Below are 14,102 nucleotides of genomic sequence, written 5' to 3' on the forward strand. Positions count from 1 at the left end.
GGAAGAACTGCGAGCGCTGGCTCAACACCAGCCTGCAGTTCGTCCATCTCGCCTTTCTGGCCTTGCTCCTCAGGAGATCGTGAACACGCTCTCAGGTCGATGCAGACCTGTTCGAGGATGCCGGCGCGAATGCGGCCGAGCACGTAATCGCCGGTCTGGCGTTCGAGGACGATGGTGTCGATGCCGGCCTTGTGCAACAACTGGCCGAGCAGGAGCCCGGAAGGACCGGCTCCGATAATGGCGACCTGGACGCGGGTAGTGGTCACGGAAAGCTCCTGGTCGGGTTCAATGCGTGACGCCGGGGTTGGTGCGGTGGGTCACGGGTGTCTCCGGAGTCGTGGTGGTTCTCGGGTATCAGCGATCGGCCGCCAGCCCTTCTCGAAGTCGCACGAGGGCATCGAGCGACTCCGTGCAAGGCGCCGGGGCGCCGAGCCGTCGCGCGGCGCGCAGCACCTCGCCGTTGATCGCGTCGATCTCGGTAGGCCGGCCAGCCAGCAGGTCCTGCAGCATCGAGGGCTTGTGCGCCAGGTGGTGGTCCAGCGCGTGATCGAGCGTGGCATGCAGGCCGGCCTCGTCGACGCTGATGCCGTCGGCCACGGCCACGGCGAGCACCTCGGCACCGATGCGGTGCGCCAGCGCCCGCGCGCCGGCTGCTCGGCCGACGTCGCCGACGGTTGCATTCGCCACTGCACAGATGCTGTTCAGTGCCGCGTTGAAGGCCACCTTCTGCCAGATGGCTGCCTGCACCGTCGGATCGATGCTGGCAGACAGGCCGGCCTCGGTCAGCGCTTGCGCCAGCGCGGACAGGCGTTCGTCGTGGCGGCCGTCGGCCATCATCATGCGGATGTGGCCTTCGCCGTGCGAGTGCACGTGGCCGGGGCCGACCATATCGGACGGCACGGTCGTCACGCCCACCGCGATGCGCTCCGGCGCGACGAAGCGCGCGAGGCGCTCGACATTGCCCAGGCCGTTCTGCAGCGTCAGCACCAGCGTGTCGGCCTGCAGCACGCCGCGGGCGGCCTCGAGCGCGTTGGCGGTGTGCAGGGTCTTCGTGAAGACGATCAGGCACTCCGGCCGGCTGGTTGCAGCTTCCGGGCGGTTGATCGCGACCCGCACCGTGCGAAGGCCTTGGCCGTCGGTGTCGAGCGTGAGGCCCTGCGCCTTCACTATGTCAATGTGCGCCGAGTTGACGTCCAGCAGTTCGACGTCGTGCCCGCGCTCGGCGAGCAGGCCACCAAACAGCGAGCCCATGGCGCCTGCGCCCAGGATGGTGACTTGCATGGTCGTGCTCCGTTCAGCGGCTGTACTGCTTGACCAGGTTGCGCGCATCCTCCAGCAGGCGCTTGCCGTCGGCGCCCTTGGCGCCGACTTCCTTGACCCAGTCGTCGTCCACCGAATCGGTGGCCTTGACCCAGCGCTGGTACTCGGCGTCGGGCAGGTTGTAGAAGGTGCCGCCGGCGTCCTTGGCTGCCTTCTTGTAGGTTTCGGCCACCGCGTCGAAGCCGGTCTCGCCGGCCCAGGCCGATGTGGCAAGGCCGCTGTTGGCGTCGATCACGCGCTTGAGCTCCGGGGCCAGCGCGTCGTAGCGGGCCTGGTTCATGGCGAACAGGAAGATCGTGTTGGAGATGCGCGGTGCGCCTGCGGGCACGTCCAGGTGGTACTTGGCGATCTCGGCGAGCTTGATGGAGGGCGTGCCTTCCCAGGGCACGGCGGCGCCGTCGACCACGCCCTTGGACAGCGACTCGGGCACTGCCGGCAGCGGCATCTGCACCGGGGTGGCGCCCAGGGCCGCCAGCATGCGCGAGTTGGCGCGGGTGGCGGCACGCACCTTCAGGCCCTTCATGTCCTCCAGCGTCTTGGGCTGCTTGCTGGTGAAGTGGAACAGCGCGCCGTCGTGCAGATGCATGAACAGACGCTTGACGCCCTTGAACTCGTCGGCCGCGTTCTTGTCGACATAGGTCCACAGAGCCTGGCTGCCGGCCTTGGCGGTGACCGCCATCCAGGGCAGCTCGAACACTTCCGACTTGGTAAAGCGGCCGGCCGCGTAGGTGGGCACGGTCCACACGATGTCGGCCACGCCGTCGCGTGCCTGGTCGAACAGCTGCGCCGGCGTGCCGCCCAACTGCATGGCCGGATAGATCTGGCACTTGAGCCGGTCCCCGGACTCCTTGGCGATCTTGTCGCACCAGGGCTGGATCAGCTTCTGCTGGGCGCTCGAGGTCGACGGCAGAAAGTGATGCACGCGCAGCACCACCTGCTGTGCCCAGGTGGTGGTGGGCAGGCCGGCGGCCAGGGCGATGCCCATCAGGCCGACGGCACGTGCCAGGGTGGAAGTGCGATGCGCGGTGGCGGTCATGTGTGTCTCCAGAAGGTTGTTTGTCGAACGAGCGGGTTGCGGATTCAAAGCGCCTGTCAGGCGCCGCCGAAGGTGTGCACCAGGATCAGGGCGGTGCTCGGGAACAGCACCATCAGCACGATGCGCACAAAGTCCGAGGCCAGAAAGGGCATGACGCCCTTGAAGGTCTCGACCAGGGGCACGTCCTTGGCCAGACGGTTGATGATGTAGACGTTCATGCCCACGGGTGGGTGCACCAGGCCGATCTCCACCACCATCAGCGCCAGGATGCCGAACCAGACCGACTTGTCGACGTCCGGCAGACCATAGAAGTCGAGCCCCATCACCATCGGGTAGAAGATCGGGATGGTCAGCAGGATCATCGCCAGCGAGTCCATCACGCAACCCAGCAGGATGTAGATCAGCAGGATCATGGTCAGCACCAGCAGGGGCGGCATGCCGCTGCCCTTGACCCAGGCCGCCAGTTCGGTGGGCATCTGCGACAAGGCCAGTGCCGTGTTCAGCATGTCGGCGCCCAGCAGCACCAGGAAGATCATGGCCGTGGCCTGGGCCGTACCGAGCGCGCTGTCCAGCAGGCCGCGCCAGCGCATGCCGCCGGTGACCACCGCCAGCACGCCGCAGGCTGCCGCGCCGATGGCCGCAGCCTCGGTGGGATTGGCCCAGCCGCCGTAGATGCCGATGATCACCACAACAAACACCAGCAGCACCGGTGTCACCTGCAGCAGCGCGCTCAGGCGCTGCGGCCAGGGCACGCGCGGGCCGGCCGGGCCCATCTCGGGCTTCCAGCGCACGATCAGCTGAATCACCAGCATGTAGCCGGCCATGGCGATCAGGCCAGGCAGCACTGCCGCCATGAACAGCTTGCCGATCGACTCCTGCGTGAGGATGGCGTAGATGACCAGGGGCACCGAAGGCGGGATCATGATGCCCAGCGTGCCGCCGGCCGCCAGCGCGCCGGTGGACAGGCTGCCGGCGTAGCCGTAGCGGCGCAGCTCGGGCAGGGCCACCTGGCCCATGGTTGCGGCGGTGGCCAGTGACGAGCCGCAGATGGCGCCGAAGCCGGCGCAGGCGCCGATGGCCGCCATGGCCACACCGCCGCGCCGATGCCCCATGAAGGCGCTGACGCAGCGGAACAGGCTGCTGCTGAGCCCGCCGTGGGTGGCGAACTGCCCCATCAGCAGGAACAGCGGGATGACCACCAGGTCGTAGTTGGACAGGCGTGCGTAAGGCAGCGACTTCAGCAGGTTCAGCCAGGGTCCGGTGTCGCCGCCCTGCAGGTAGACATAGCCACCCGCACCGGCGAAGAACATCGCTATGCCGATCGGCACGCGCAGGGCCATCAGCGTCAGCAGGAAGCCGAAGATGGCCAGTCCGAGGGCGATGCCGCTCATGCTGAGCCCTCCGCCGCGCCTTCTGCAGCGCCGCCCCATGCCTGGCCCAGGTGCCAGCCGGCGACGTACAGCCCGGCCAGCGCCAACAGCGCGAAGCCCGGCAGCATGGCCAATTGGGCCCAGCCCACCGGCCAGCCCAGGATGGCCGACGTTTCGCCGGATTCCAGCGTCGACAGCGCACCCACGCCGGCACGCCAGAACAGCAGCACGCCCAGTGCGCTCACCAGCAGCGAGCCCAGGGCATCAAGCTGGTGGATCACGCGGGCGCGCAGCCGCAAGGTGAAGAAGTCCACCTTCACGTCGCCATGGTTCATGTGGCAGTAGGCGAAGAAGCTGGCCGACGCGGCGGCGGCCACCATCTGCAGCACCTCCACGTCGCCGGGCACCGGCGCCGAGGCCAGCTTGCGCCCGACGATGGACACGATGGACATCGCCACCAGGCCCACGAAGAGCAGGCCGCCAGCCACCGACAAGGCCTTGCAGCTGTTCAGCAGCAGGCGGCCGGCCGGTCCGTAGGGGGAGGGGGCCGGCGCGAGGTCGCCGGGCAATGCGTCATTCATGGTTTCGATCTCTTTCTCATCACGAACCGGACGATCCGCTTCAGAAGGGGTAGTGGCGAGGGGCGGTCTGCACGGTGATCCATCGCAGTTCGCTGAAGGCCTCAATGCCCGCTTGCCCACCGAAGCGGCCCCAGCCGCTGGCCTTGACGCCGCCGAAGGGCATCTGCGCCTCGTCGTGCACCGTGGGCCCGTTGACGTGGCAGATGCCCGACTCGATGCGCTGCGCCACACGCCAGCCGCGCGCGGTGTCGACGGTGAACACAGCGGCCGACAGGCCGAATTCGTTGTCGTTGGCGCAGGCGATCGCGGCCTCCTCGCCGGCCACGCGCACGATGGCCTTGACCGGCGCGAAGGTCTCCTCGCGGTAGATACGCATCGCGGGCGTCACGCGGTCCAGCAGCGTGGCGGGCATCAGCGTGCTGTCGGCCTTGCCGCCGCACACCAGCACGGCACCCTGGGCCAGCGCGTCGTCGATGAGTTCGTTGACGCGGTGGACCGTCCTCATGTCGACCACCGAGCCGAGCACCACCGGGCCCTGGCGCGGGTCGCCCAGCGGCAGCGCCTGGGCCTTGGCCGCGAGCTTGGCGACGAAGGCATCGGCGACCTTCTCGTCGACGACGATGCGCTCGGTAGACATGCAGATCTGGCCCGAGTTGGCAAAGGCGCCGAAGGCAGCGCCGTTGACGGCTGCGTCGAGGTCGGCATCGTCGAGCACCAGCAGCGGCGCCTTGCCGCCGAGTTCGAGCACGGAGGGCTTGAGATGCTCGGCACAGACCTTGGCGATGATGCGGCCCACATGGGTGGAACCGGTGAAGTTGACGCGTCGCACCGCCGGGTGGGCGATCATGGCCTCGACGACCTGTGCCGCATCGGCCGGCGCATTGGTGACGAAGTTGACCACGCCCTTAGGCAGTCCGGCCTCCTGCAGCGCCTGGATGATGAGGCCGTGCGTCTCGGGGCACAGTTCGCTGCCCTTGAACACCACCGTGTTGCCGCAGGCCAGCGGCACGGCGACGGCGCGTACGCCCAGGATGACCGGCGCATTCCACGGCGCGATGCCGAGCACCACACCGGCGGCCTGTCGCGTGGCCATCGCGAGGCTGCCCGGCACGTTGGAGGGGATCACCTGGCCTTCGATCTGCGTCGTCAGCGCGGCAGCCTCGACAAGCATGTCCGCCGCCAGGTGCACGTTGAAGCCGGCCCAGATCGCCGAGGAGCCGATCTCCGCAGCCATCGCACGGGTGAAGTCGGCGGCACGTGCTTCGAGCGCGTGAGCGGCCTTGAGCAGCAGCGCGCGGCGCTCGCCCGGCGCGGTGCCGGACCACGCAGGGAAGGCCGCCGAAGCCGCTTCGACGGCGGCGACCGCATCCTCGGGCGAGGCGGCAGGCGCCGTGGTGGCCACTTGGCCGTCCAGCGGGTTGGCGCGCGTGAAGCTTGCGCCCGAGCGGGCCTGCGCCGGCTCGCCGTTGATGAGCATCGAAATGGAAGCCATGATGTGTCTCCAGTGTGGGTATGGGTGCCAGTGGCCTCAGGCCACCACGATCTCGACCAGATTCGCGCTTGGATGCGCCTGCGACAGCGCCTGCGACAGCGCAGACCGCAGGTCGGCAGCGGACTCGATGCGCACGCCGGGCAGCCCGTGGCCCTTTGCGAGGGCGATGAAGTCCAGCCCCGGCAGGTCGGTGCCGGCGGGCTTGTCGCCAGGTGCGTAGCCGAACACCGGCGCGAAATCCTGCAGCGCGGCGTAGCGCCCGTTGTTGAGGATGACGAAGGTGAGCGGCAATCCGAGCTGTGAGGCGGAGTACAGCGCCTGGATCGCGTAGAGGCTCGAGCCGTCGCCGATCAGCGCGATCACCCGGCCCGGCTTGCCGAGCCGCTGGCGGGCCAGCGCGACGCCGACCGCCGCCGGCATGCCGTGGCCCAGGCCGCCGCTGGCCATGGTGTAGAAGGTTTCCGCGCCGTGCATCGGCAGGTAACGCTGCATCACGCCGCGCGAACCTGGGGCTTCCTCGACAACGACGTCGTCCGCGCCACGCACGGCATCGAGGGTCTGCAGCGCAAAGGCGACCGACATCGGTGAGCCGGCCTCTGCCGGCGGCACGGGCTGGCGCTCGGGCGGCGCCGCACGGTCAACCTGCGCCGCAGGGCCTTGCAGCAGCGAGTCAACCGCCAAGTCGATGCTGGCGACCACCGCGTCGCCTGTCGGCGTCCAGGCTGCGATCTGCGGGTCGTCGACCACCTGCCAGAGTTGTGCCTGCGGCGGGATGTGCGGACCTTGGCCCTCGACGTGGTAGCTGAACGCGGGCGCGCCGAGCACGAGCAGCAGGTCGTGGCCCGACAGCGCCTCGACGATGCGCTCGCGCATGGCGGGCAGGAAACCCTGGAATAGGCGGTGCTGCTCCGGGAAGCCGCAGCGTGCGCTCATCGGTGCGGCGTACACGGCTGCGTGATGGCGCTCGGCCAGTTGCACGACGCGTTCGACGGCACCGTCGCGGTCCACGCCCGCACCGACAACAATCGCCGGCGCACGGCTCTGCGCCAGCGCCTGAGCGACGCGGGCGATGGCGTGCGGCTCCGGCGCGATCGCATGACTGACCTGTCGCGGATCGACCCAGTCGCACGGCCGGTCCCAGTCATCGGCCGGGATCGACAGGAACACCGGTCCGCATGGCGGCTGCATCGCCATGTGCCAGGCGCGCAGCAGCGCGAGCGGGACGTCCTCGGCGCGCGCCGGCTCGCAGGCCCACTTCACGTAGGGTTTCGGCAGTTCGGTGGCTTGCGTGGCGGCCAGGAACGGATCGAACGGCAGGATGGCGCGCGACTGCTGGCCGGCGGTCACGATGAGCGGCGTCTGGTTGCGAAAGGCGGTGAAGATGTTGCCCATCGCATGGCCGACGCCAGCGGCCGAATGCAGGTTCACCATCGCCGCTCGGCGCGTAGCCTGGGCATAGCCGTCGGCCATGCCGACGACGACCGACTCCTGCAGGCCGAGGATGTAGCGAAAGTCTTCTGGGAAGTCGCGGAACATCGGCAGCTCGGTCGAGCCGGGATTGCCGAAGACGGTATCCAGGCCGAGCTCGCGCATCAACCGCAGGAACGCGTCGCGAACAGTGGGGCGAGGGGTCGAGGAGGTGTGGCTGGAAGGCATGGCGCCAGTCTCCCCCCTGTGAAATCATTGGACAATAATATGATGCTGCTAAGTGATATCCAGAAAACCAATATGAAGGACATCGACCTGAATCTGCTGCGGCTGTTCGACGCGGTCTACCGCACGCGCAACATCAGCCGCGCGGCCGAGCAGCTCGGCATGTCGCAGCCCGCCACCAGTCAGGCGCTGACACGGTTGCGACTCGCCCTCGGCGACCACCTGTTCGAGCGCACGGCGGGAGGTGTGCGCCCGACGCAGCGCGCGGAGCGCCTGGCGCGTTCGGTGCAGGCTGGCCTGGCGCTGCTCGAGGCGGGCGTCAGCGACGAGGACTCCTTCGAGGCGAGCACATCGACGGCGGAGCTTCGGCTGCACCTGACCGATATCGGCGAAGCACGCTTTCTCCCGGCACTGATGGCGGAGATGCGGCGCGTGGCGCCCGGCATCCGGGTCAGGGCTGCGACGTGGCCGCGCGACGACATCGCGCAGGCGCTCGACAACGGGCTGATCCACTTCGCGATCGGCTTCCTGCCGGAAGTGGACCAGACCGCCCGGATTGACCTTCTGACCGATCGTTATGTGCTGCTGATGCGGTCCGGCCACCCGCTCGCCCCGCCGGCGGGGCGCCGGTCCCTCGGCCTGGAGCAATTGCGGCGCCTTGACCTGGTGTCGGTGCAGTCGCACGCGCAGACGCTGCGGATCCTGCATTCGCTCAAGCTCGAGGATCGCATCCGGCTCGTGACCTCCACATTCCTCGCGCTGCCTGCGATCGTGCGCACCACCGACATGGCCGTGCTGATGCCGAAGGCTATTGCCGAGACATTCGAACCCGCCGAGCAATTCAGGGTGATCGACGCTCGCCTGCCGGCCGGCGACTTCACCGTGGCGCTGCACTGGAGCCGCCGACACGAGCACACGCCGATGCTTCGCTGGGGCCGCGACGCCATCGTGCGCTTGTTCAAGGCACCGTCGAAGAGGCGCTGAAGTTTCCCAAAGTCCGGGAACAAGTGCATCGGCACTGGCTGGCGCACCGTGGCCTTGGCCTGATGGAGGGCCGCTTTGCCGAGTCACTGGGGACTGCTTTGGGTCGATTCGGGCCTGCCGCTCCGGCAGGGACCGGTCGTTCACAGCGCCACACTGCTACCAGGCAACGCGTACGGCCGCTGCCCAACAGTTCGCCGACATTCACGGCGGACCCGGCCGCCAATGCGAAGGTCGGCTTGATGGTGGTCAGCGTGAGTTCGCCCGTCCGAGTCGACCGGCGACAACCGCTGCCTAACCGCCGTCCGGATCAACTGCAGCGCCACACCTCCCACTCAAGCCCCAGCATCCACCATCGGCGGTGACTCCGATTGGCCGCGCATCTGATCCGTCAGCAGCCCGGGGCGCCCAGCCGCGCCCTACCGCCACCGGCTCGGCGGGTGCGCCGGCCGGCAGCCCCTGCAGCTTGGCGAAGGCGGCTTCCAGCGTCAGTTCTCCGGCGGGCAGCGTGCACCGCGTCGACCGACAGGCCCGGATGTACCCTTTGAGGGCACGCACCTGCGGCGCCCGGCGCTCGTCCACGCCCCGGACGCCCCGCCGGGCCGCGCGATCGTGGTCGAGGTGTGGGCGCTGCCGGCCGCGCCGGGGGGCGCGACCGACATCACCGGCCGGGGCGACTGGCGGGCCGGGCTCGCCCAGAAGCCGGGGCTCAGCGCACCCGGCCTTCCTTCCACGCGCCCAGCAGCTTGTCATAGGCGATGGTCTCGCCCTTGGGCTTCTCGTTGGCGAGCTTCTTCCACGGCGCGTGCTGGTCCGACAGCCACTTGTCGGCGCTCTCCTTCTTGTTGAGCTTCGGGGCGCACTGGGCCATGCCGGCGCGCTCCAGGCGCGCCATCACGTCGTCCATCTCCTTGGCGAGGTTGTCCATCGCGCCCTGCGGGGTCTTCTCGCCGGTCACCGCCTGCGCGACGTTCTTCCACCAGAGCTGGGCCAGCTTCGGATAGTCGGGCACGTTGGTGCCGGTCGGCGTCCAGGCCACGCGCGCCGGGCTGCGGTAGAACTCGATCAGGCCGCCGTACTTGTTGGCGTTCTTGGTGAAGTAGTCGCTGCGGATGTCGGAGTCGCGGATGAAGGTCAGGCCCTGGATCGACTTCTTCAGCGAGGTGGTCTTGGCGGTCACGAACTGCGCGTACAGCCAGGCGGCGGCGGTGCGGTCGGCGTCATGGCCCTTGAAGAAGGTCCAGCTGCCGACGTCCTGGTAGCCGTTCTGCATGCCCTGCTTCCAGTACGGGCCGTTCGGGCCGGGCGCCATGCGCCACTTCGGCGTGCCGTCGTCGTTGACCACCGGCAGGCCCTTCTTGGTCATGTCGGCGGTGAAGGCGGTGTACCAGAAGATCTGCTGCGCGATCTGGCCCTGCGCCGGCACCGGGCCGGCCTCGCCGAAGGTCATGCCGGTGGCCTCCTTCGGGGCGTACTTCTTCATCCAGTCGACGTACTTGGTCAGCGCGTAGACGGCGGCCGGCGAGTTGGTCGCTCCGCCCCGCTCGACCGAGGCGCCCACCGGGGTGCACTTGTCGTCGGCGACGCGGATGCCCCACTCGTCGACCGGCATGCCGTTGGGAATGCCCTTGTCGGCGGTGCCGGCCATCGACAGCCACGCATCGGTGAAGCGCCAGCCCAGGCTGGGGTCCTTCTTGCCGTAGTCCATGTGGCCGTAGACGGGCTTGCCGTCGATGGTCTTCACGTCGTTGGTGAAGAACTCGGCGATGTCCTCGTAGGCCGACCAGTTCAGCGGCACGCCCAGCTCGTAGCCGTACTTGGCCTTGAACTTCTCCTGCAGGTCCTTGCGCGCGAACAGGTCGGCGCGGAACCAGTACAGGTTGGCGAACTGCTGGTCGGGCAGCTGGTAGAGCTTGCCGTCGGGCGCGGTGGTGAAGCTGGTGCCGATGAAGTCCTTCAGGTCGATGCCCGGATTGGTGAACTCCTTGCCGGCGCCGGCCATGTAGTCGGTGAGGTTCAGCACCTTGCCGTAGCGGTAGTGCGTGCCGATCAGGTCGGAATCGCTGATCCAGCCGTCGTAGATCGACTTGCCCGACTGCATCGAGGTCTGCAGCTTCTCGACCACGTCGCCTTCCTGGATCAGGTCGTGCTTGACGGTGATGCCGGTGATCTCGCTGAAGGCCTTGGCCAGCGTCTTGGACTCGTACTCGTGCGTGGTGATGGTCTCGGAGACGACCGAGATCTCCTTGACGCCCCGGGCCTTGAGCTTGGCCGCGGCCTCGATGAACCACTTCATCTCGGCCAGCTGCTGGTCCTTGCTCAGCGTCGAGGGCTGGAACTCGCCCTCCACCCACTTCTTCGCCTCGGCCTCGCCGGCCTGCGCCAGGTTCGAGCCCAGCGCGCACAGCGCGGCCAGGGCCAGGACGGTGTATCGCATCTTCATCGCTTGTCTCCTCATCCTCGAAAAGGGGAATGCTTCAGGAACGCGCTGCCCCGTGTTCTCGTGCGGAGGCCCTCGGCCCCGGGGCAGCACCCGGGCCGGATTCCTCGTTCTTGCGTCCTCGTCGTCGCGCGGCGCCCGGCCCTCAGCCCTTGCGCATCACCAGTGCCAGGAAGGCCATCGACAGCACGAAGCTGATCCACACGCTGGGCTCCTCGTCGAGGTGGAACCACCCGGCGAAGTGGCCGGCCAGGCCGACCCAGGCCAGATTGATGTAGGCCGCCGACAGCAGCCCGATGAACAGGCGGTCGCCCCGCGTGGTGGCGATGGGCAGGAAGCCCTTGCGCAGCGTCGTGGGCGAGCGGATCTCCCAGACCGTCATGGCGACCAGCATCGCGACGATGCAGCTGAAGAAGACGGCGACGGGCGTCGTCCAGACCATCCAGTCGAACATCACACTCTCCCCATGGCGAAGCCCTTGGCGATGTAGTGCCGGACGAACCAGATCACGATCGCGCCGGGCACGATGGTCAGCACGCCGGCGGCGGCCAGGGTGGCCCAGTCCATGCCGGAGGCCGACACGGTGCGGGTCATCGTGGCGACGATGGGCTTGGCGTTGACGCTGGTGAGCGTGCGCGCCAGCAGCAGCTCGACCCAGCTGAACATGAAGCAGAAGAACGCCGCCACGCCCACCCCCGCCTTGATCAGCGGCAGGAAGATCGTCAGGAAGAAGCGCGGGAAGCCGTAGCCGTCGATGTAGGCGGTCTCGTCGATCTCGCGCGGGATGCCCGACATGAAGCCCTCCAGGATCCACACCGCCAGCGGCACGTTGAACAGCAGGTGCGCCAGCGCCACCGCGATGTGCGTGTCCATCAGCCCGACGGTCGTGTAGAGCTGGAAGAAGGGCAGCAGGAACACCGCCGGCGGCGTCATGCGGTTGGTCAGCAGCCAGAAGAAGACGTGCTTGTCGCCCAGGAAGCTGTAGCGGCTGAAGGCGTAGGCGGCAGGCAGCGCCACGGTGACCGAGATGACCGTGTTGATGCCGACGTAGATCAGGCTGTTGATGTAGCCGGAGTACCAGCTGGCGTCGGTGAAGATCAGCCGGTAGTTGTCCCAGGTGAAGTGCCGGGGCCAGAGGCTGAAGCTCGAGAGGATCTCCTCGTTGGTCTTGAAGCTCATGTTGACCATCCAGTAGATGGGCAGCAGCGCGAAGACCAGATAGGCGACGAGGAACAGCGAGCGCTTGTGGAAACGGTGCTCATGCATGGTCGGCACCCTCCTTCTCGGCAGCGCCGAGGCGCTGCATCCAGTTGTAGAGGATGAAGCACATCAGCAGGATGATGAGGAAGTAGATCAGCGAGAAGGCCGCCGCGGGGCCGAGGTCGAACTGGCCGACCGCCTTCTGCGTCAGGTACTGCGACAGGAAGGTCGTCGCGTTGCCGGGGCCGCCGCCGGTCAGCACGAAGGGCTCGGTGTAGATCATGAAGCTGTCCATGAAGCGCAGCAGCACCGCGATCATCAGCACGCCGCGCATCTTGGGCAGCTGGATGTGGCGGAACACCGCCAGCTTGCTGGCGCCGTCGATGCGCGCGGCCTGGTAGTAGGCGTCCGGGATGGAGCGCAGGCCGGCGTAGGCCAGCAGCGCCACCAGCGGCGTCCAGTGCCAGACATCCATCAGCAGCACCGTCAGCCAGGCGTGGGTGGCGTCGCCGGTGTAGCTGTACTCGATCCCCAGCGCCTGCAGCGCGTGCCCCATCAGACCGATGTCGGCGCGGCCGAAGATCTGCCAGATGGTGCCGACCACGTTCCACGGGATCAGCAGCGACAGCGCCACCGTCACCAGCACGGCGGAGGACTTCCAGCCGGCGGCCGGCATGCACAGGGCCAGCGCGATGCCCAGCGGGATCTCCACCGCCAGCACCGCCAGCGAGAAGCGCAGCTGGTTCCACAGCGCGGCGTGCAGGTCCTCGTCGCGCATCACCGCGGCGAACCATTCGGTGCCGACGAAGACGCGCCGCTCGGGGCTGATGATGTCCTGCACCGAGTAGTTCACCACCGTCATCAGCGGCAGGATGGCCGAGAAGGCCACGCACAGGAACACGGGCAGGATGAGGAACCAGGCCTTCTGGTTCACGGGCTTGGTCTGGGGGCTCATGCGACCAGCTCCTCGTCGGCATAGAAGCAGGTGTGGGCGCCCAGCAGCCGGGCCCCCACGGTCGTGCCGACGGCGGGCACGAGGGCGTCGGCGGGCAGGCGCGCCTTCAGGGGCTGGCCGGCCACGTCCAGGCTGACCAGGAAGTAGGTGCCGATGTCCTGCACCCTGCGGACGGTGGCGGGCAGGCTGCCGGCGCTGCCGGGCGCGTCCAGCGCCAGGTACTCGGGGCGGATGCCCAGACGCAGCGTGGCACCGTCGGGCAGCGCGCGCGGCGTGGCACCCAGCGCGTGGCCGGCCACGCTCAGCGCGCCGCCCTGCAGCGTCGCGGGCAGGAAGTTCATGCCCGGCGAGCCGATGAAGTGGCCGACGAAGGTGTGTGCCGGGCGCTCGAACAGCGCGTCGGGCGTGCCCTGCTGCACCACCCGGCCGCGCGTCATCACCACCACCTGGTCGGCGAAGGTCAGCGCCTCCACCTGGTCGTGGGTGACGTAGATCAGCGTGAGCTTCAGCTCGTGGTGGATCTGCTTGAGCTTGCGCCGCAGCTGCCACTTCAGGTGCGGGTCGATGACGGTCAGCGGCTCGTCGAACAGCACCGCCGCCACGTCCGGGCGCACCAGGCCGCGGCCCAGCGAGATCTTCTGCTTCTGGTCGGCCGACAGGCCGGCGGCGCGCTGGTCGAGCTGGTGGCTCATCTCCAGCATCTCGGCGATCTGACCGACACGCTGGCGGATGGTCTCCTTCGGGACGCGCCGGTTCTTCAGCGGGAAGGCCAGGTTCTCGGCCACGGTCATCGTGTCGTAGATCACCGGGAACTGGAAGACCTGCGCGATGTTGCGCTCCTGCGGCGTGGCGCGGGTCATGTCGGCGCCGTCGAACTTCACGCTGCCGTGCGAGGGCACCAGCAGGCCCGACATGATGTTGAGCATGGTGCTCTTGCCGCAGCCCGAGGGGCCGAGCAGCGCATAGGCGCCGCCGTCCTCGAAGCTCATCTTCAGCGGCAGCAGCGCGTAGTCGTTGTCCTGCGCCGGGTTCGGGCGGTAGGAGTGGGCGAGGTCGAGGTCGATGCGGGCCATC

Annotated in this window: 12 protein-coding genes and 1 pseudogene; 1 reads left to right on the plus strand and 12 read right to left on the minus strand. The window is 68.3% G+C overall.

Annotated features, from left to right (window positions below; genetic code table 11):
* Positions 1-92: 92 nt before the first annotated feature.
* The 7 genes and pseudogenes from HNQ01_RS02245 to mdlC all read right to left on the minus strand — a co-directional run.
* Positions 93-266 (minus strand): annotated as a pseudogene (locus HNQ01_RS02245) (FAD-dependent monooxygenase); the annotation flags it as partial.
* A gap of 88 nt (positions 267-354) precedes the next feature.
* Positions 355-1,281: a ketopantoate reductase family protein gene (locus tag HNQ01_RS02250; RefSeq protein ID WP_173803711.1), complete on the minus strand. Its 927-nt coding sequence runs from the start codon at positions 1,279-1,281 to the stop codon at positions 355-357.
* Positions 1,282-1,294: 13 nt separating this feature from the next.
* On the minus strand, positions 1,295-2,356 hold the full coding sequence (locus tag HNQ01_RS02255; RefSeq protein WP_286180419.1) for a TRAP transporter substrate-binding protein: 1,062 nt from the start codon (positions 2,354-2,356) through the stop codon (positions 1,295-1,297).
* 56 nt (positions 2,357-2,412) lie between these two features.
* Positions 2,413-3,747 (minus strand): TRAP transporter large permease, encoded by a 1,335-nt coding sequence (locus HNQ01_RS02260; protein WP_173803712.1) that lies wholly within the window; start codon positions 3,745-3,747, stop codon positions 2,413-2,415.
* A complete protein-coding gene (locus HNQ01_RS02265) occupies positions 3,744-4,307 on the minus strand; it encodes a TRAP transporter small permease (protein ID WP_173803713.1) in 564 nt (187 codons plus the stop codon). The genes HNQ01_RS02260 and HNQ01_RS02265 overlap by 4 nt, the downstream gene beginning before the upstream one ends.
* A gap of 40 nt (positions 4,308-4,347) precedes the next feature.
* Positions 4,348-5,799 carry an aldehyde dehydrogenase gene (locus HNQ01_RS02270; protein ID WP_173803714.1) on the minus strand — a complete coding sequence of 484 codons (1,452 nt, stop codon included), beginning with the start codon at positions 5,797-5,799 and terminating at the stop codon, positions 4,348-4,350.
* Positions 5,800-5,835: 36 nt separating this feature from the next.
* A complete protein-coding gene (mdlC, locus tag HNQ01_RS02275) occupies positions 5,836-7,455 on the minus strand; it encodes a benzoylformate decarboxylase (protein ID WP_173803715.1) in 1,620 nt (539 codons plus the stop codon).
* 72 nt (positions 7,456-7,527) lie between these two features.
* On the opposite strand from mdlC, the gene HNQ01_RS02280 reads away from it, so the two are divergent.
* A complete protein-coding gene (locus HNQ01_RS02280) occupies positions 7,528-8,436 on the plus strand; it encodes a LysR family transcriptional regulator (RefSeq protein WP_173803716.1) in 909 nt (302 codons plus the stop codon).
* A 706-nt stretch (positions 8,437-9,142) separates the two neighbouring features.
* Here HNQ01_RS02280 and HNQ01_RS02285 read toward each other — a convergent pair.
* From HNQ01_RS02285 to HNQ01_RS02305, 5 genes are all read right to left on the minus strand, one after another.
* On the minus strand, positions 9,143-10,876 hold the full coding sequence (locus HNQ01_RS02285) for an ABC transporter substrate-binding protein (RefSeq protein WP_173803717.1): 1,734 nt from the start codon (positions 10,874-10,876) through the stop codon (positions 9,143-9,145).
* 142 nt (positions 10,877-11,018) lie between these two features.
* Positions 11,019-11,327 carry a DUF2160 domain-containing protein gene (locus HNQ01_RS02290; protein WP_173803718.1) on the minus strand — a complete coding sequence of 103 codons (309 nt, stop codon included), beginning with the start codon at positions 11,325-11,327 and terminating at the stop codon, positions 11,019-11,021.
* The gene (locus HNQ01_RS02295) at positions 11,327-12,139 is read right to left on the minus strand and encodes a carbohydrate ABC transporter permease (protein WP_173803719.1); all 813 of its coding nucleotides are present in this window, start codon (positions 12,137-12,139) and stop codon (positions 11,327-11,329) included. Before HNQ01_RS02295 ends, HNQ01_RS02290 begins: the two co-directional genes overlap by 1 nt.
* On the minus strand, positions 12,132-13,028 hold the full coding sequence (locus HNQ01_RS02300; protein WP_173803720.1) for a carbohydrate ABC transporter permease: 897 nt from the start codon (positions 13,026-13,028) through the stop codon (positions 12,132-12,134). Before HNQ01_RS02300 ends, HNQ01_RS02295 begins: the two co-directional genes overlap by 8 nt.
* A complete protein-coding gene (locus HNQ01_RS02305; protein ID WP_173803721.1) occupies positions 13,025-14,101 on the minus strand; it encodes an ABC transporter ATP-binding protein in 1,077 nt (358 codons plus the stop codon). Before HNQ01_RS02305 ends, HNQ01_RS02300 begins: the two co-directional genes overlap by 4 nt.
* Position 14,102 lies beyond the last annotated feature (1 nt).

Source organism: Sphaerotilus uruguayifluvii (assembly GCF_013294065.1).
Lineage (GTDB): Bacteria > Pseudomonadota > Gammaproteobacteria > Burkholderiales > Burkholderiaceae_C > Sphaerotilus > Sphaerotilus uruguayifluvii.